The organism is Salinicoccus carnicancri Crm, assembly GCF_000330705.1.
In the GTDB taxonomy this organism is placed as follows: Bacteria; Bacillota; Bacilli; order Staphylococcales; family Salinicoccaceae; genus Salinicoccus; species Salinicoccus carnicancri.
In genome coordinates, this window is sequence record NZ_ANAM01000006.1 from 137,899 (window position 1) to 157,506 (window position 19,608).

General features: G+C 51.8%; 15 protein-coding genes. 13 read left to right on the forward strand and 2 right to left on the reverse strand.

The window, feature by feature from the left end; all coding sequences use genetic code 11:
* Nucleotides 1-109: 109 nt before the first annotated feature.
* From ileS to pyrE, 13 genes are all read left to right on the forward strand, one after another.
* Nucleotides 110-2,848 (forward strand): isoleucine--tRNA ligase, encoded by a 2,739-nt coding sequence (gene ileS, locus C792_RS0105565; RefSeq protein ID WP_017548464.1) that lies wholly within the window; start codon nt 110-112, stop codon nt 2,846-2,848.
* 9 nt (nt 2,849-2,857) lie between these two features.
* The gene (gene lspA, locus C792_RS0105570) at nt 2,858-3,343 is read left to right on the forward strand and encodes a signal peptidase II (RefSeq protein ID WP_017548465.1); all 486 of its coding nucleotides are present in this window, start codon (nt 2,858-2,860) and stop codon (nt 3,341-3,343) included.
* Complete coding sequence (locus C792_RS0105575) at nt 3,330-4,235, forward strand: RluA family pseudouridine synthase (RefSeq protein WP_017548466.1); 906 nt, start codon at nt 3,330-3,332, stop codon at nt 4,233-4,235. Before lspA ends, C792_RS0105575 begins: the two co-directional genes overlap by 14 nt.
* 216 nt (nt 4,236-4,451) lie before the next feature.
* Nucleotides 4,452-4,979, forward strand: a complete 528-nt coding sequence (gene pyrR / locus C792_RS0105580) for a bifunctional pyr operon transcriptional regulator/uracil phosphoribosyltransferase PyrR (protein WP_017548467.1) — start codon at nt 4,452-4,454, stop codon at nt 4,977-4,979.
* Between the two features lie 26 nt (nt 4,980-5,005).
* The gene (locus tag C792_RS0105585; protein WP_026090247.1) at nt 5,006-6,322 is read left to right on the forward strand and encodes a uracil-xanthine permease family protein; all 1,317 of its coding nucleotides are present in this window, start codon (nt 5,006-5,008) and stop codon (nt 6,320-6,322) included.
* On the forward strand, nt 6,315-7,196 hold the full coding sequence (locus C792_RS0105590) for an aspartate carbamoyltransferase catalytic subunit (RefSeq protein WP_017548469.1): 882 nt from the start codon (nt 6,315-6,317) through the stop codon (nt 7,194-7,196). Before C792_RS0105585 ends, C792_RS0105590 begins: the two co-directional genes overlap by 8 nt.
* Complete coding sequence (locus tag C792_RS0105595; protein WP_017548470.1) at nt 7,197-8,471, forward strand: dihydroorotase; 1,275 nt, start codon at nt 7,197-7,199, stop codon at nt 8,469-8,471. It abuts the gene before it with no gap.
* Nucleotides 8,471-9,562, forward strand: a complete 1,092-nt coding sequence (gene carA / locus C792_RS0105600) for a glutamine-hydrolyzing carbamoyl-phosphate synthase small subunit (RefSeq protein ID WP_017548471.1) — start codon at nt 8,471-8,473, stop codon at nt 9,560-9,562. Before C792_RS0105595 ends, carA begins: the two co-directional genes overlap by 1 nt.
* Complete coding sequence (gene carB, locus C792_RS0105605; protein ID WP_017548472.1) at nt 9,555-12,731, forward strand: carbamoyl-phosphate synthase large subunit; 3,177 nt, start codon at nt 9,555-9,557, stop codon at nt 12,729-12,731. The genes carA and carB overlap by 8 nt, the downstream gene beginning before the upstream one ends.
* 8 nt (nt 12,732-12,739) lie before the next feature.
* Nucleotides 12,740-13,489: a dihydroorotate dehydrogenase electron transfer subunit gene (locus tag C792_RS0105610; protein ID WP_017548473.1), complete on the forward strand. Its 750-nt coding sequence runs from the start codon at nt 12,740-12,742 to the stop codon at nt 13,487-13,489.
* A 53-nt stretch (nt 13,490-13,542) separates the two neighbouring features.
* The gene (locus tag C792_RS0105615; protein WP_051021718.1) at nt 13,543-14,424 is read left to right on the forward strand and encodes a dihydroorotate dehydrogenase; all 882 of its coding nucleotides are present in this window, start codon (nt 13,543-13,545) and stop codon (nt 14,422-14,424) included.
* A complete protein-coding gene (gene pyrF / locus C792_RS0105620) occupies nt 14,421-15,125 on the forward strand; it encodes an orotidine-5'-phosphate decarboxylase (RefSeq protein WP_017548475.1) in 705 nt (234 codons plus the stop codon). The genes C792_RS0105615 and pyrF overlap by 4 nt, the downstream gene beginning before the upstream one ends.
* Nucleotides 15,122-15,730, forward strand: a complete 609-nt coding sequence (gene pyrE / locus C792_RS0105625; protein ID WP_017548476.1) for an orotate phosphoribosyltransferase — start codon at nt 15,122-15,124, stop codon at nt 15,728-15,730. Before pyrF ends, pyrE begins: the two co-directional genes overlap by 4 nt.
* 124 nt (nt 15,731-15,854) lie before the next feature.
* On the opposite strand, the gene C792_RS0105630 is transcribed toward pyrE, so the two are convergent.
* On the reverse strand, nt 15,855-17,498 hold the full coding sequence (locus tag C792_RS0105630; protein ID WP_017548477.1) for a phospho-sugar mutase: 1,644 nt from the start codon (nt 17,496-17,498) through the stop codon (nt 15,855-15,857).
* A complete protein-coding gene (pulA, locus tag C792_RS14310) occupies nt 17,491-19,587 on the reverse strand; it encodes a type I pullulanase (RefSeq protein WP_017548478.1) in 2,097 nt (698 codons plus the stop codon). The genes C792_RS0105630 and pulA overlap by 8 nt, the downstream gene beginning before the upstream one ends.
* Nucleotides 19,588-19,608: the final 21 nt, after the last annotated feature.

The window sequence follows — 19,608 nt, forward strand, 5'->3', positions numbered from 1 at the left end:
ACTCATGTCGTGGGTCAATGAGGGTGGTACCGCGGATATTCATTCGCCCCTGTTGAAACACGGCATGAGTCCTTTTTAATGACAATACATTTGAAAAGGAGTTAGGAAAATGGACTATAAAGACACATTGCTGATGCCAAAGACGAAATTCAAGATGCGCGGCGGCCTTGTCAATAAAGAACCGCAGATGCAAAAAGAGTGGGCTGAAGCCAACCTTTACGAAAAGAAACTGAAACAGAACGAAGGCAACACGCGGTATGTGCTTCATGACGGCCCGCCGTATGCGAACGGTTCGCTCCACATGGGTCATGCCCTGAACAAGATCATCAAGGACATCATCATCAGAAACAAGCAGATGCGCGGTTTCTATGCCCCGTATGTTCCCGGGTGGGACACTCACGGCCTGCCGATAGAGCAGGCGCTGACAAACAAAGGCGTGGACCGCAAAAGCATGTCCATCGAGGAATTCAGGAACAAATGCATCGAATTTGCGAATACGCAGATCGATCAGCAGCGCGAAGGATTCAAACGCATGGGAATCGATGGTGAGTGGGACAATCCTTATCTGACATATAAGCCGGAATTCGAAGCCGCGCAGGTCCGGGTGTTAAAAGATATGGTCGGAAAAGGTCTGATCTACAAAGGGAAAAAGCCGATCTACTGGTCTCCTGTAAGCGAATCCTCGCTTGCTGAAGCTGAACTTGAATATAAGGACAAACGTTCGCCGTCAATCTATGTCGCCTTTGATGTGGAAGATGGTAAAGGCGTGGTGGATTCCGGAGTCAAAATCGTCATCTGGACAACCACTCCTTGGACGATCCCGTCCAACCTGGGCATTGCTGTCCACCCAGAACTGAACTATGTACAGTTCAACTATGAAGGGGCGGAGTATATCGTAGCGGAAGGCCTTCTTGACTCATTCTGCGAGGATGCTGATCTCAACAAGGAAAAAGTTGTGCGCACCAGGGAATTCAAAGGTTCAGAACTTGAATATATAACGGCAAAACATCCACTTTTCGACAGGTCGAGCCTTGTGGTCCTCGGCGAGCATGTCACACTCGACGGTGGAACAGGCTGTGTTCATACTGCCCCGGGACACGGTGACGATGACTTCATCATCGGCCAGAAATATGAACTGGGTGTATTAAGTCCTGTCGACGACAAAGGGGTGTTCACAAATGAAGCGGGCAAATATGAAGGGCTTTTCTATGACAAGGCCAACAAAGTGATTACAGAAGATCTTGAAGCGGCCGGTGCACTTGTGAAAATGAACTTCATCACGCACTCCTATCCACATGATTGGAGGTCGAAGACGCCCGTCATCTTCCGTGCGACACCACAGTGGTTTGCTTCAATAAAAAATGTGCGCCAGGATATCATCGATGCCCTTGATGATACAAAGTTCCAGGTGGAATGGAACCGCAGGCGCATGTCGAACATGATCAAAAACCGTGGTGACTGGGTCATTTCCCGCCAGCGTGTATGGGGTGTACCGCTGCCGTTCTTCTATGCAGAAAGTGGAGAGGAAATCGTCGATACCGGAGTCATTGAACATGTTGCCGCCCTGTTCGAAGAGCACGGTTCGAACATCTGGTTCGAATGGGATGCAAAAGCGCTTCTGCCGGAAGGGTTTACGCACCAGGGCTCACCGAATGGTGAATTCACAAAAGAGACGGATATCATGGATGTATGGTTCGATTCCGGTTCCACCCACCGTGGTGTGCTCACAACGCGGGACTATCTCACATATCCGGCAGACCTTTATTTTGAAGGTTCCGACCAATACCGTGGATGGTTCAATTCTTCAATCATCACCAGCGTGGCGACCAGGGGAATCGCCCCTTACAAGGAACTTCTGAGCCACGGGTTCGTCATGGACGGACAGGGCAGGAAGATGTCCAAGTCCGTTGGGAACGTGATACTGCCTGAGAAAGTGATGAAGCAGATGGGGGCTGACATCATCCGTCTGTGGGTAATGTCATCTGACTTCGAGGAGGATGTGAGGATTTCAGACGACATCCTGAAGCAGGTCTCCGAAGTGTACCGCAAGGTCAGGAACACATTCAGGTTCCTGCTCGGAAACGTGGCGGACTTCAATCCATCGGAAGATGCGATCCGGTATGATGACATGATGGAAGTCGACCAGTTCATGTATCAGCGCTTCAATGAAATGATCAACCTGATGCGCGACTGCTATGAAAGGTACGACTATGTATCCATGTACCAGGCACTCCAGAACTACATCAATGTCGACCTGTCGAACTTCTATCTGGACTACGGCAAGGACATTCTCTACATCGAACAGGAGAATGCACACATCAGGCGCAGCATGCAGACGGTCCTGTATAAGATTGTGACGGAACTAAACCGGCTCCTCGCACCGGTCCTTGTGCATACATCAGAAGAGATCCACCGGCACACACCGCATGTGGAAAAGGAAAGTGTACATCTTGAGTATCTGCCGGAAGAGGCGGAAGTTGATGAAAAACTCGTTCAGAAGTGGAAGGAATTCATGGCCGTGCGCGATGATGTATTCAAAGCCCTTGAATCGGCAAGGAATGAAAAGGTGATCGGCAAATCACTCGAGGCAAAAGTTTATGTGACACGTCCTGACGGATTTGACTTTTCTGATATCAACGGCAGTCTCGAGCAGCTGTTCATCGTATCCCAGGTCGAAGTCGCGGATGCGCTTTTCGACGGCATTGAATATGACAATGTCACTGTCAAAGTGGAGCATGCGGAAGGCACACGCTGCGAACGCTGCTGGAACTATTCCACGGCAGAGTCAATCAATGAAGGTGACGATGATATCTGTCCGAGATGCCGCAGTGTTGTCGATGCGCTGTAGGAGGGGCTCATGAAAAGCTATAGAATCATACCGATGGCCCTCTTTGCCGCCTTTCTGATCGGGCTGGATCAGCTGACCAAATTTCTGGTTGTCACCCGGATGGAGGAGGGTGAGTCCATACCGGTCCTCGGAAAATACCTTGCGATCACTTCCCACCGCAACAGTGGTGCCGCCTGGGGGATGCTCCAGGGGCAGATGATCTTCTTTTATATCATCACTGTGGTCGTACTCGCCATTTTGGTTTATGTGTACATCAGGGAAGCAAAAGATAATTTACTGCTGCAGACTGCCATCGTGATGCTCGCTGCCGGTTCATTCGGCAATTTCATCGACCGCATTCTGTTCCAGGAAGTAGTGGATTTTGTTGACGTACTCCTGATCTTCTACGACTTTCCGATCTTCAATGTTGCCGACAGTGCACTGACTGTCGGCGTCGTGCTGATGATCGTTGAATTCTTCTTTATGGGAAAAGGTGAAAAAGATGCAGGAAATTAAAGTGACACATGCAGAGGATGGTCTCAGGATAGACCGTTTCCTTGCGGGAGTCGTGCCGGATACATCCCGCAGTGACATGCAGGGGCGTATCAAAGAAGGCATAGTACTGGTAAACGGGAACACTGTGAAACCGAATTACAGAGTGAAGAAGGATGACCTGGTGAAAGTGGATGAGCGTGAGCTTGTCGAAAGCGACATCGTCCCTGAAGACCTTGGTCTTGATATCGTCCATGAAGACGATCATGTGGCCGTTGTGTACAAGCCGCGCGGCATGGTGGTGCACCCCGCCGCCGGCCACACTTCCGGTACGCTCGTCAACGGTCTGATGCACCAGTTGGATAACCTGTCCGGCATCAACGGTGAATTGAGGCCCGGTATCGTGCACAGGATTGACAAGGATACGAGCGGGTTGCTCATGGTGGCCAAAGACGATGTGACGCACCGGGCGCTTGTCGATCAGCTTGTGGACAAGTCCGTGACGCGCAGATATACTGCACTGGTCCACGGCGTGATCCCCCATGACAAGGGAACAATCGAGGCGCCGATCGGCAGGAACCCGAAAGAGCGCCAGGCAATGGCCGTAGTGGATGATGGCAAGGAAGCTGTGACGCATTTCAATGTGATTGAACGCTTCGATGATTTCACTCTGGTGGAATGCATACTCGAGACCGGCCGCACTCATCAGATTCGCGTCCACATGAAATACATCGGCTACCCCCTTGCCGGCGATCCGAAGTACGGACAGCGCAAAACACTTGATACAGACGGTCAGATGCTCCATGCGGGCACCATCGGATTCGTCCACCCGGCGAAGGATGAGTATATGGAATTTACGTCGCCGCTGCCGGATGAATTCGAAGATATCATTTCAGAACTTGAACACAAATCCTGATAAATCCTTGACTTTGGAATTCATTAGGCATAGACTGTTATAGAAAAGTGAATAGAAAATGTCTTTAAACGGAGTCCCGTGAGGCTCCAAAGACATGATATGGACGGATGCATCCTGCCCGCGGGCGGGACTGCAGGTTTTTTGGGATACGTGTATACTCATGTCTTTGGACATGAGTATTTTTTTATACAAAAATTCGGATAGGAGACAGGGAAAATGAAAAAGAGAACGATTCTGGATGAATCACAGATCACAAGATCACTGACGCGCATATCACATGAAATACTGGAACGGAATAAAGGGACGGAGGGCCTCGTATTCGTCGGAGTCAAAACGAGAGGGGAGTTCCTGGCCAACCGTCTTCAGAAGAAGGTCGAGGAGATAGACGGTGTCACGATTCCGACAGGCACACTGGACATTACAGCCTACCGGGATGACAAGGAACCTGATACCGATGCACTGGCGGATGCGATAGACATCGATGTTGCGCTTGATGGCAGACATGTCATCATCGTCGATGATGTACTCTATACCGGCCGCACCATCCGGGCGGCGATGGATGCGATACTGAACCGGGTGCGGCCATCGAAAATATCCCTTGCAGTCCTGATAGACCGCGGGCACAGGGAGCTGCCGATCCGGGCAGATTACGCCGGCAAGAATATCCCGACCGCACGGGATGAAAAGATAAGTGTCAATCTGGAAGAATACGATGATGTGAACGAAGTGGTCATCAGCGAATAACGGGGGGATCCTGAATGGAAGAGAAAGTGGAGAATGAAGAGATGTACGAAAGAACCACGGAGCCCGTCCTCGATGTTGGAGATCGGCCCACCCCGAGCCAGTGGCTGCTCCTGAGCTCACAGCATCTGTTCGCCATGTTCGGTGCGACAGTGCTCGTGCCGTTTCTGACCGGGCTGCCTGTCTCAGCTGCACTCATTGCGAGCGGGGTCGGTACGCTGCTCTACATAATGATCACGAAAGGTCAGATTCCGGCCTATCTTGGATCAAGTTTTGCATTCATACTGCCCATCACGATCGCGCTCGGGTCAAACAGTCTCGGTGAAGTGCTCACAGCATTGTTTGCGAGCGGGGTGCTGTACGTAATCATCGGGCTTGTGATCAAAATATTCGGTGTCAGATGGCTGATGCACCTGCTGCCTCCGGTGGTGGTCGGCCCGGTCATCATGGTCATCGGCCTCGGCCTTGCACCGGTGGCTGTGGATATGGCGATGTATACGGATTCCGGCAATCAGGAAGGCTACAGCATGACCTATATATTCGTCGCATTCGTCACGCTCGCAATCACGATACTCGCAAGCGTCTTCCTGCGCGGTGTCCTCGGCCTGATACCGATACTGATCGGAATCATCGGGGGATACATTACAGCGGTGTCCACGGGCATAGTGGATTTCACACAAATCATGGAAACCGGCTGGTTCCATATGCCGGATGTCTATATCCCGTTCGTTTCATATGAGCCAACAGTCAATCCGGGACTTCTCGCCGTAATGCTGCCGATTGTCTTTGTAACGGTCAGTGAACATATCGGCCACCAGGTAGTCATCAACAAAGTTGTCGGCAGGAATTTCTTCAAGAATCCGGGGCTGCACCGCTCACTGGCCGGCGACGGCGTCGCTACGATGTTTGCAGGCATAATCGGCGGGCCGCCGACAACGACTTACGGGGAGAACATCGGGGTGCTGGCTATCACAAGGATATTCAGCGTATGGGTCATCGGCGGGGCTGCCGTTCTTGCCATTATACTCGGCTTTGTCGGTAAGTTCACCGCTGTTGTACAGAGTATACCGTCACCTGTGATGGGCGGGGTTTCCATACTGCTGTTCGGCATAATCGCAGCTAGCGGGCTCAGGATGCTGATCGATGCACAGATCGACCTTGATTCCAAAAGGAATCTCAGCATCGTATCCGTCATACTGGTCGTCGGCATAGGAAAGGCACATCTCGATTTCACGATTGGTGACATCCCCTTCAACCTCGAAGGGATGGCGCTCGCTGCACTCACAGGCATCATACTGAATGCAATTCTGCCAGACGACAAGGAGGAACCGGTAACCCATGGATAATCTGCTTTCAATGGAACATATGGATGAGGAGGAGGTCATGCGCCTCATCAGACGGGCGCTTGAGATGAAGGCCGGCAATTATATGCCTTATCAGGAGCCCAGATATATCGCAAACCTATTTTTTGAAAATTCGACGCGGACGAAAACGAGTTTCGAGATGGCTGAGCTGAAGATGGACGTCACATCGATTCCTTTCGATGTGAATTACAGTTCCGTTTCAAAAGGGGAGACACTTTACGACACATGCAAGACACTCGAATCGCTCGGTGCGGATGCATTGGTCATCCGGCACTCTGAAAAGGAGTATTATGGGCAGCTTACGGGTCTCGGCATCCCGGTGATAAATGCCGGCGACGGCAGCGGATCGCATCCGACACAGTCTCTGCTCGACCTGATGACGATTTACGAGCGGTTCGGCACTTTCCGCGGTCTCAAAATCGTCATCGCCGGCGACATCGTCCACAGCCGTGTTGCCCACAGCAACCAGCAGGCGCTCGAACGGCTCGGGGCGGATGTATGTTTCTCAGCACCTCCTGAATGGGTCGACCATGATGCCCTTGTGCCATATAAGGAACTCGATGAGGTGATCGGAAATGCGGACGTGATTATGCTGCTCCGTGTGCAGCACGAGCGGCATGATGTCGCAGCGAAGTTTACAAAGGAAGACTATAACAGGAAGTACGGGATGAACCTTGCGCGGTACGGCCTCATGAAAAAGGATGCAATAATCATGCATCCCGCCCCGGTCAACCGTGGCGCTGAGATATCGGAAGAACTTGTTGAAAGCGAAAAATCGGTCATTTTTGAACAGATGAAAAATGGTGTTTTTGCACGCATGAGTGTACTACAGGAAATTCTGGGGAGTGTTGAATAGATGAGTCTGCTTTTGAAAAATGGAATGATACTGGAACAGGGCGGAAAAGTGAGAAGAGATTTACTTATCGAAAACGGCAAAATTGAGCGGATGGATGAAAGAATAGAGGCAGAGGCAGAGGAAATAATGGATCTTGGAGGAAAACTTGTCACACCGGGGTTCGTGGATGTCCATGTCCATCTCCGTGAACCGGGGGGTGAACATAAGGAAACGATAGAGACGGGGACACTGGCAGCAGCAAGAGGCGGTTTCACCGCTGTCTGTCCGATGCCGAACACACGGCCCGTACCTGACAATGTGGAAACGATGAACAGGCTCCGGCAACGGATCAGGGAGACGGCGCATGTCAAAGTGCTGCCCTATGCCTCGATCACCATACGCCAGCTCGGCCGTGAACTGGTCGATTTCGAAGGTCTGAAGGAAGCGGGCGCATTCGCCTTCACCGATGATGGTGTCGGTGTACAGAGTGCTGACATGATGCTCCGGGCGATGTACAAAGGTGCAGAAACAGGCATGCCGATCGTCGCCCATACCGAAGAGAACACACTGATCCACGGCGGTGCAGTACATGAGGGTGAAACGAGTGAAAAACTGGATATACCAGGCATCCCGGCAGTGACCGAATCCGTCCATATCGCAAGGGACATACTGCTCGCGGAAGCGGCGGGCTGCCACTACCATGTGTGTCATGTGAGTACAAAGGAAAGCGTGCGTATAATCCGGGACGCCAAGCGGGCCGGCATCCATGTGACGGCGGAAGTCACGCCGCACCATCTTGTCCTGGACGATACGGATATTACCGGCAAAGACCCGAATTTCAAGATGAACCCGCCGCTCAGGGCACCGGCAGACCGCGAGGCACTTATCGAAGGGCTGCTTGATGGCACGATCGACTTCATCGCAACAGACCATGCACCTCATGCCGAAGAGGAGAAGGCGGTTGGCATAGAGACTGCCCCGTTTGGCATCACCGGCAGTGAAAATGCCTTCCAGCTCCTTTATACGAAACTGGTGAGAGCCGGGGTATTTACACTCCATCAGTTGGTGGAATGGCTGACAGTCAGGCCGTCCGAAGTTTTCGGACTCGGCATGGGTGTCCTCACAGAAGGACAGGCTGCCGATATTACGGTGATCGATCTCGGGAAGCAGTACGTTCTGGACAAAAATGAATTCTACAGCAAGGCAAGGAACACGCCATTTCACGGAGAACAGCTTGAAGCGGATATCTACATGACAATTGTCGACGGCAACGTGGCATACAAGGAGGAAAAATAATGCTTACAGAGAAAAGGTACCTGGTATTGGAAGACGGTACAGTCTATGAAGGATACAGATTCGGGAGCGACCGTACTGCAGAAGGGGAACTGGTTTTTAATACGGCCATGACCGGTGCACAGGAAATAATTACAGACCTGTCGTATACCGATCAGATCATCACATTCAGCTACCCGCTGATCGGGAACACGGGCGTTAACATCGAGGACAACGAAACGCTCGTCCCCTCGGCGAGAGGGGTTGTCGTAAGAGAAGCGTGCAGCGAGCCGTCGAATTTCAGGGCATCCGAATCACTGGATTCTTTTCTCAGAAGGCATAACATACCGGGAATCAGCGGAGTGGATACGCGGAGCATTACGAGAAAGATCAGGGACAAGGGCGTCATGAAAGCCGTCATGACAGATGACGAAAACCATGAAGAGCTGGTCGGGCTGCTTCAGAATGCAAGTTTCAGGACGGATCAGGTTAAGCGGGTATCCACCAGGGCACCGTATATTTCAACCGGACCCGGGAAACGTGTGGTACTTGTCGACTATGGTAAGAAAGAGAATATCGTAAGATCACTCAATACGCACGGCTGTGACGTCACAGTCGTCCCGCATGATACCACAGCGGAAGACATTCTGAAGATGAAACCCGATGGCGTGATGCTCTCAAACGGGCCGGGTGACCCGGAAGATGTGGAGGCGGGTATCCGCACTGTGAAAAATCTAATCGGCAGGGTACCTTTATTCGGCATATGCCTTGGCCATCAGCTCATCGGCCTCGCCTGCGGCGCGAAGACCTTCAAGATGAAATTCGGACACAGGGGAAGCAACCAGCCGGTCATCAATCATGCAACGGGCAGGGTCGAGATCACTGCGCAGAATCACGGTTTCGCAATCGATGCCGACTCGCTCGGGAGCACCGGGCTTGAAATCACGCACACCGCACTGAACGACAGGACGGTCGAAGGCGTCAGACATGTCAAGCATCCTGTGTTCTCCGTCCAGTACCACCCCGAGGCATCTGCAGGACCGCATGATTCGGAATATCTTTTCGGTGAATTCGTAAATATGATGGAAACAAAAAAGGAGGCTAACAATGCCTAAACGTACAGACATCAAAACAATCATGGTAATAGGCAGTGGCCCGATCATCATCGGCCAGGCAGCAGAATTCGACTACGCAGGTACACAGGCCTGCCTTGCTCTCAGGGAAGAGGGTTACCGGGTCATCCTTGTAAACTCGAATCCGGCGACGATCATGACGGATAAGGAGATTGCCGATGTGGTCTACATAGAGCCGCTGACGACAGATTTCCTTTCCAGGATCATCCGCAAGGAACAGCCCGATGCCCTCCTGCCGACTCTCGGCGGGCAGGTCGGTCTGAACATGGCTGTTGAGCTTGATGGGCTTGGTGTTCTCGAAGAGAACAGCGTCGAGCTGCTCGGTACGAGACTGGATTCCATCAAACAGGCGGAGGACCGTGATCTGTTCAGGACACTCATGAACCAGATGGAGGTTCCTGTGCCGGAATCGGATATCATCAATACTGTAGAACAGGCCTATGATTTTGTCGGGAAGGTGGGCTATCCGTTCATCGTCCGTCCGGCATTCACGATGGGGGGCACAGGCGGCGGCATATGCTATAACGAGGACGACCTTACGGAAATCGTGGCGAACGGGCTGAAATATTCACCTGTCAGCCAGTGCCTGGTCGAAAAGTCCATCGCCGGTTTCAAGGAAGTAGAATACGAAGTGATGAGGGACTCGAATGATAATGCCATCGTCGTATGTAACATGGAAAATATCGACCCTGTCGGCATCCATACCGGCGATTCCATCGTCGTTGCCCCGACGCAGACGCTGACGGACAAGGAGAACCAGATGCTGCGTGATGTGTCACTCGATGTCATCCGCGAGCTCGGCATCGAGGGCGGCTGTAACGTTCAGCTTGCCCTCGACCCGAATTCATTCGACTACTATATCATCGAAGTGAATCCGAGGGTCTCAAGGTCATCCGCCCTGGCTTCGAAGGCGACAGGGTATCCGATCGCAAAGCTTGCTGCCAAGATTGCAGTCGGACTGACGCTGGATGAGATGATCAACCCGGTGACGGAAACGAGCTATGCCGCCTTTGAACCGGCTATCGACTATGTGGTATCGAAAATACCGCGTTTTCCGTTCGACAAGTTTGCCAAGGGTGCACGCAAACTCGGGACACAGATGAAGGCGACCGGTGAAGTAATGGCCATCGGCCGTACGTATGAGGAATCGCTCTTAAAAGCGATCCGTTCCCTTGAATACGGAGTGCATCATCTTGGCCTGCCGAACGGTGACGAGTTTGAGCTGGACTACATCATCCGCATGATCGAGGCACAGAGTGATGAAAGGCTGTTCTACATTGGCGAGGCGCTGAGACGCGGGGTTTCCATGGAGGAAATCCATGAATGGACCATGATAGACATGTTCTTTTTGAGGAAGTTCCAGCATATCATCGACATTGAACATGAGCTGAAAGAGAATACCGGTTCCATTCCGCATCTGAAATGGGCGAAGGAGTACGGCTTCAGCGACAGGGTCATTGCACATCGCTGGAATACTGATAAATCTGCGGTGTTCAGGTTGCGCAGGGAGAACGGAATCATGCCTGTCTATAAGATGGTGGATACATGCGCTGCGGAATTTGAATCGGCCACCCCATATTTCTATGGTACCTACGAGTTTGAAAACGAATCGGTGAGAAGCGACAGGAAAAAAATCCTGGTGCTCGGCAGCGGACCGATCCGCATCGGTCAGGGGGTTGAGTTCGACTATGCGACAGTCCATGCCGTATGGGCCATACAGGAAGCAGGGTACGAGGCAATTATCGTCAACAACAACCCGGAAACCGTGTCAACGGACTTTTCAATCTCCGACAAACTTTATTTCGAACCTCTGACGCATGAAGACGTGATGAACATCATCGAACACGAACAGCCTGAAGGCGTGGTTGTCCAGTTCGGAGGCCAGACGGCGATCAACCTGGCCGACAAGCTGGAAGAGGACGGCGTGAAAATTCTCGGCACGACGCTCGATGATCTTGACAGGGCGGAGAACAGGAAACGGTTCGAACAGCTGCTGCATGACATCGACGTTCCGCAGCCGCTCGGGAAGACAGCGACCAATGAAGAAGAGGCGCTCGGAAATGCCGAATACATCGGCTATCCGGTACTTGTGCGCCCAAGCTATGTGCTGGGTGGACGTGCAATGGAAATCGTCTATAACGAAACGGAACTGAAAAACTATATGAGGGACGCCGTCAAGGCCTCCCCGGAACACCCGGTGCTGATTGATCGCTACCTGACCGGCAAGGAGATTGAGGTGGATGCCATCAGCGACGGTGAGAAAGTGATCATCCCGGGCATCATGGAGCATATCGAGCGCGCGGGTGTGCACTCCGGTGATTCCATCGCGGTCTATCCGCCGGTGACACTCTCCGACAGTGAAACCGATACGCTCAGGGATTATACAGAGAGGCTGGCGCTCGGGTTGAATACGGTCGGGCTGATCAATATACAGTTCGTCCTCTCAGATGGTGAAATCTATGTGCTCGAAGTCAATCCGAGAGCGAGCCGTACAGTGCCGTTCATGAGCAAGATCACTGGAATCCCTATGGCAAACCTTGCAATGAAGGCCATCCTCGGGATGAAAATCGAAGAGGTCGGATTCCAGCCGGGACTGGCACCGTTCAAGGAAGGCTATCATGTCAAAGCCCCCGTGTTCAGCTTCAGCAAGCTGAAAAACGTTGACATCACACTCGGACCGGAGATGAAATCGACCGGTGAGGTCATGGGTAAGGATATGAGTCTGAACAAGGCACTTTTCAAGGGGCTTGTCGCAAGCGGTCTTGAAGTGAAAGACCACGGCACTGTTCTGTTCACTGTGGCGGACAAAGACAAGGAAGAAGCGGTGGAGCTTGCCCGCAGGCTGTCCCAGTGCGGTTACAGACTGATGGCGACAGAAGGCACCGGCAGGACGCTTGGGAAACATGGCATTCCATTCATCACAGTTGACAAAGTGGGAGCGGGACAGACCAGCCTGCTGCGTGCGATACAGGGCGGCAGTGTGCAGATTGTCGTCAACACGATGACAAAAGGCAAGCAGGTTGAACGCGACGGCTTCCGCATCCGGAGGGAATCCGTGGAAAACGGCATACCATGCCTGACATCCCTTGATACGGCGCGGACGCTTGTGGAAGTGATTGAAAGCATGACATTCAATATGGAAAAAATGTAGGTGATGGAATGAAGAATCTGATGAACATTAAGAGCCAGAGCCGGATTGCAGATCACATATATGAAATGGTGCTTGAAGGTCCCATCACTTCGGGCATGAAGACCCCCGGCCAGTTTGTGCATGTTCGTGTGCCTGGCTCGACCGAGCATGTCCTGAGACGCCCGATCTCCATTGCGGATATCGACCGCGGGCAGTCACGGTTTACGATTGTCTACCGTGCTGAAGGCGGGGGGACTACGAAGATGTCAGAGCTCGGTGCAGGGGATACACTGGACATCCTCTCCCCGCTCGGCAACGGCTATCCGCTTGAGGCGAACGACCATGTCCTCATCATAGGCGGCGGAATCGGTGTACCGCCTTTGTATGAACTGTCGAAGCAGCTGAATGCGATGGGAGTGAGGACGACGCATGTGCTCGGCTTCAACTCAAAGAAAGATGTCTTCTACGAAAGCAGGTTCAAGGCACTCGGGGAGACCCATGTGGCAACCGCAGACGGTTCATATGGCACCGAAGGGTTCGTCACGGATGTCATCAGGGAGCTAAGAGACGACTTCGACCTGTTCTACGCCTGCGGTCCCAAGGTCATGCTGAAAGTGCTGTCGGAAACGATGGACCTTGATGGATACATTTCCCTCGAGGAACGCATGGGATGCGGTTTCGGGGTATGCTATGCCTGTGTGTGTGAAAAAACAGATGGCGAATACATCAAACTGTGTACAGAAGGGCCAGTATTCAAAAAAGGGGAGATTGTCCTGTGAACAGTGAAAGACTCAATATCAGACTGCCCGGCCTAGATCTTAAAAATCCGGTCATGCCGGCGTCCGGCTGTTTTAGTTTCGGGGAGGAATTTTCAAAGCTGTATGATCTGTCGCATCTTGGCGCCATCATGGTCAAGGCGGCGACACATGAACCGAGGTCCGGCAACCCGACACCGCGTGTAGCGGAGACTTCAAGCGGCATGCTCAATGCCATCGGCCTCCAGAATCCGGGTGTGGATCATATCGTGGAACATGAGTTAAGGTATCTAGAACAGTTTGACGTGCCCATCATCGCCAATGTTGCCGGGACTGCCATCGAGGATTACAGGATGGTTGCGGATAAGATTTCCAAGGCGGGGAATGTCAGAGCGCTGGAACTTAACATCTCCTGTCCCAATGTCAAGGAAGGCGGCATCCAGTTTGGCACTGATCCCGAGACGGCACGGCGCCTGAGTGCCGCCGTGAAGGAAGTGTCGGACGTGCCGGTATACGTGAAGCTGTCACCGAATGTAACGGATATCACCGCCATGGCAAAAAGTGTGGCTGATGTTGCGGACGGCCTGACTATGATCAATACGCTCGTCGGCATGCGGCTCGGACGTGACGGCAGGCCGATCATCTCCAACATTACAGGGGGGCTGAGCGGTCCCGCAATAAAACCTGTCAGCCTTAACATGATCTATCAGGTGCGGCAGCACCTTCCGGATATCCCCATCATTGGAATGGGCGGCATTGCGGACACCGATGATGTCCTGGATTACATTTCCGTCGGAGCGGATGCGGTTGCAGTCGGCACGATGAACTTCACCAATCCATATATATGTCCGGAACTGATCAGTGATCTTGACCGGAGAGTGGAGGAAATGGGTCTTGCCCACCTGCATGACATAAAAGGCAGGGCGTATAAAACGCTGCAGGGGAGTGGTTTTCAGTGAACAGGCCGATCATAGCGCTTGATTTTGGCACGTTTCAGGAAGTGAAGCACTTCCTGAAACGGTTCAACGAGCCTCTTTTCGTCAAAATCGGAATGGAACTCTATCTGCAGAACGGGCCGGATATCATAAAGGAGGTCAGGGCGATGGGTCATGACATTTTCCTTGACCTGAAGCTGTATGACATTCCGAATACGGTCGAAAAAGCCATGGCCGGGCTCGCAGGTCTTGATGTGCAGATGACGAATGTGCATGCCCAGGGCGGCAGCGTCATGATGCAGCGCGCACTTGAAGCTTTCAAATCCGGCAACCCGGACGGCATCCTGATTGCGGTTACGCAGTTGACTTCGATGGGTGAAAGGAATGTGAGAGAAGAGCAGCAGTCTATTCTCAAGCTTGAAGACAGTGTGAAACACTATGCCGGACTTGCACGTGCAGCTGGCCTTGACGGTGTCGTTTCGTCGCCGCTTGAAGCAAAGATGATCCATGAGTGCTGCGGCGGGGATTTCCTCACTGTCACGCCCGGCATCAGGCTGCAGCGGGACGCGAAAGATGATCAGGTCCGGGTCGTCACACCGGCCGATGCAAACAGGCTCGGCACCGACTATATCGTGGTCGGCCGGTCGGTTACGCAGGCGGAGGACCCTGCTGAGAGATACAGGATGGTAAAAGAAATGTGGGAAAGCGGGGACGAATTGCCATGAAGGGAAAAATAGCGGAAATACTTCTGGATATAAATGCGGTGGAGCTGAGACCGGACGATCCATTTACATGGTCGAGCGGAATCGTTTCGCCGATATACTGTGATAACAGGAAAGTCATCGGCGATGTCCATGCACGCGCAGAAATTGCGGATGCATTCACGTCACTGATCGAGCGGCATGCACCGGACGTGGAAGTCATTGCAGGGACTTCCACTGCAGGCATTCCGCATGCTGCCTATATCAGCGAGCGTATGAATCTGCCGATGTGTTATGTGCGCGGATCCAGGAAAAAGCACGGCAAAGGCAATCAGATTGAAGGAGCGGATGTATCCGGCCGCAAAGTTGTTGTCATCGAAGATCTGATTTCAACCGGAGGCTCAAGCCTCGAGGCGGTATGGGCGCTCAGGGAGAACGGCGCTGAAGTGATGAGTGTATTCGCCATCTTCACCTACGGCATCAAAAAGGCGGCCGATGCATTCGAAGCGGCTGAGGTGTCATTCCATACGCTGAGCGGCCTCGATGCACTTCTTGACATCAGCATGAAAAAAGGTACGCTGGATGAAGGGAATAAGCAGGCCGTCATCGATTTCAAGAACAGCCTGTGAATTAAAAATAAGAATCTATAGCACAAGACCCGCACGTCAGTCTCCCCGGGAGCATGATGTGCGGGTCTTGTGCTATAGATTTACTGCATATCGGCTTTTTAAGTATTCTTTTGCATATAGACGCCTAAACACCAAAAATCATATCATTGATGATCTTGCCCTCCTGTTCGATCTGTGTGCTGTCCAGTGATACATATAGCTTTATTTTGGGCTCAGTACCCGAAGGTCTGAGGGCAATCCAGCCGTCTTTGAAATGGAGTTTGATGACATTGGCTTCGGGGAGATCGATTTCTTCACTGTTTCCTGAGCTATCGGTACGTCTGCCGAGGAGGAAATCCTCGACCAGGATGACTTCCCGCCTGCCGATCTCTTTGGGCGTATTACTTCTGAAATTGCTCATGATCTCGTCGATGTATTCACGGCCTTCTGTTCCCTCGAATGTATGGCTGTACAGGACTTCCATAATACGTCCATGTTCCTCGTATATGTCCTCCAGCTGATCGACGAGCGTCCGCCCCTCATTCCTGAGTCCGGCTGCCATGGATATGATGTAGGGCACGACCTGGATGGCGTCTTTATCCCTGACGAATGGTTCGAGCAGGTAGCCGTAGCTCTCCTCATAGCCGAGCACAAACTGCTTATCAGACTCATTTTCCAGAGACTTTATCCGTTCGCCGATATATTTGAAGCCGGTCAGCACTTCGATCATTTCCCCACCTGCCGCTTCTGTAATTTTACGGCCGAGATCGCTCGTAACGATGGATTTTATGACCACAGGCGTTTTACCTCTCTTTTCCTTCATGCGCTGATCCAGCAATAGAATCCCGAGCTGGTTGCCATTCAGATGCACATACCTGTCTTCATGCCTGACGATCACGCCCATCCTGTCTGCATCGGGGTCTGTGGCAATCAGCAGATCTGCACCGGTCTCACGCCCGAGCACCTTCGAGTATTCGAAGGATTCCGGGCTCTCCGGGTTCGGGGAAGTGGTGGTCGGGAAGTCGCCATCAGGCACACACTGTTCAGTTACAAGTGAGTAGTCATTGAATCCGAGAGAATCAAGCAGTTCGGGAACGATGGGAACGCTTGTTCCATGAAGGCTTGAGAACACGATGGAAAGCTCCGATTCAGGGATGCTGCCGATGAAGCTGGTGACATGATTCCTGTAGCTGTCCACCACTTCACCTGATACATACTGGATGATCCCTTCCCCAAGACCGTCTTCGAACGGTTGGCTTCCGATAGAGAATACATCCTCGATCGCATTGATCTTTTCGCTGAGGGCGGCAGCCGGTGCATCGATCAGTTGCGCGCCGTCCGGCCCGTATACTTTTATGCCATTGTATTCGGGCGGATTATGGCTCGCTGTGATCATTACTCCGATGGAAGCGCCGTAACTGCGTATGAAAAACGAAAGTTCAGGTGTCGAAGTGTACTGCTTTGTCACCTTGACTGAAATGCCGTTGTGTGCAAGGACTGAAGCCATGGTCTGTGAAAATTCGATGGAGAAATGTCTTGTATCATAACCGATTACAACAACCGGGTCAGATTCATCTTTCAGTGAATGTGCAAGACCAAGTGCCACCTTTTCGACAGTGTAGCGGTTCAGGCGGTTTGGCCCAAGCCCGATTTTCCCTCTGATGCCTGCCGTCCCAAAAGACAGTGTGCCGCCAAATGATTCCTCCTTGTCAGCCGTACTCAGTGCCTCATAACTTTTCCTGTCTATGAAACTTCCGCTGATGTGGTCTTCCCATTGTTTTCTATCCATTTAATCCACGCTCCTCAATGTTTATAGATTCACTGCCTGACCTTGCAAGGATTACGACTTCGTAACCTTTTATATAAAAACTGTTTCTATAGATGGCTTTATCCGTATTCCGCTGATTGGAAAGCCTGATGCCGAATGCCTCATCACTTCCCAAGGAGAGTTCCGCCGAAGTCTCCGCCGGATTGATCAGAATCGTGAAATCACTGTCCCTGTATCTGATTCTGGCCCCGAATACCCGGGGCATGCGGTCGAATGAAAGGAGAGTCACCGCTTTCTCCACGGATTCCCGGTCCTTCAGTCTGAATACCGGTTCAGATTTTCTGAATGCAATGAGGGATTTCACAAATTCAATATTATCCTGATATCTGGCACGCCGGTTCCAGTCCATCCTGTTCAGCATGTCGCTCAGATTGTAAGTATTGCCGTGACCGAATTTGGTCCGGAAGAATTCCTGGCCGGCATGCAGAAACGGTGTGCCGAATGACAGAAGCACGAGCGCCGTGGCAAGCTGATGCTGGCTTTCAAGCACATACTGGCGTTTGCCGGAGGAATACCTCAGGCGGTCATATAATGTGTGGTTGTCATGGACTTCCACATAATTGATGCTCATATCTGCGGAAAAATCTTCAAATGAGCCGGTGAACAATTTGCGGATTGCATCTATCCCTGCACCTTCACCATTCACATACCCTTTTGCAGCAAGCTCAAAATTAGCGCCTTTGACTGCATCCCTGAAATGATCGTTGAAAAAATGTATGGATGCGGGACGGTCCAAGGAATCTGGCAGTGTCTTTTTGGATTGATCGAGCGCGGTCGGCAGATCCCATCCTTCACCGAGCAGAAATATTTCACGGTCCTGACGCCGGGCGATTTCTGCGACACCCTGCATCGTTTCGATATCGAGCGCGCCCATCAGGTCGAACCTGAAGCCGTCCACCCTGTAATGATCGAGCCAGAATGAGATGGTATCGTGGATGAATCGTCTTGCCATCAGCTTTTCAGAAGCAAAATCATTGCCCACGCCTGTGCCGTTTGACAGGGAAAGGTCGGCATTATGCCTGAAATAGTAGCCCGGGACAAGCTTTTCAAAACTGGAGTTTTCCACTTCATAAACGTGGTTGAGCACCACATCGAGGATGACTTTCATGCCGTTTTCATGCACAGCTTTCACCAGTTCCTGCAATTCGAGCACCCGGATCAGCGGGTTGTTCGGATCGGTGGCATAACTGCCTTCAGGGACCATGAAGAACTTCGGGTCGTATCCCCAGTTATAGCTTTTCGAAGCATTGAGTTCATCGACGGTGGGAAAGTCATTGACAGGCATGAACTCGACATGGGTGATACCGAGTTCCTTCAAATAGTTGAGGCCGCTCGAAAGGCCGTGTTCTGTGAAGGCATATTCAGCCATCCCGGAATACTTCCCCCGGTGTTCTTTTTTCACCCCGCTGTTTTGGTGGACGGTCATATCCCGTATGTGTATTTCGTAGATGATGGCCCCATCATTTTGGGCATCAGGGACGGGATGTTTCCTGAAGCCCGGGTTAAGCCGTTCGAAATCAATTACCATGGCTTCCCGCGAGTTCGCTGATACACCTTTGACGTAGGGGTCGATGACGAAATGCGTCACATCATTATGGCTGACTTCGTAGTGGTAGTGACTGCCGTGGCAGTCTGAATGGACTGTAATTTCAAAATAGCCGCCCCTTTTTTCCATTTCCTTCACTTCGTTATCAAGCAGCAGACGGCAGATGACTGCGGTCGGCGCAAATACTCTGAACACCGTATGCGTTCCCGTGTAGGTTACGCCCATTTCTTCGGCGGTCGAATACTTCATATCGAAATCGATGGAATGGATGTACGTTCCGTTAAGCAGCGGGTACATTCTCCCTTCATATTCTATATGGGAAAATTGATCGAGGCCGATATCCTCTTTATATTTCAGGCGGACCTGTCCGTCTGAAACCACTTCGCTTTCCCGCTCCAACAGCGCCCCGTCCTGCAGCAGATTTATATTCCCATAGTTCAATTCATGACCATCAAAAGGTCTGACTGTAATTTCATCAGATGAGTCAAGGTAGGCTCTGAGCATAGATTCCCCACATCCCTTTTC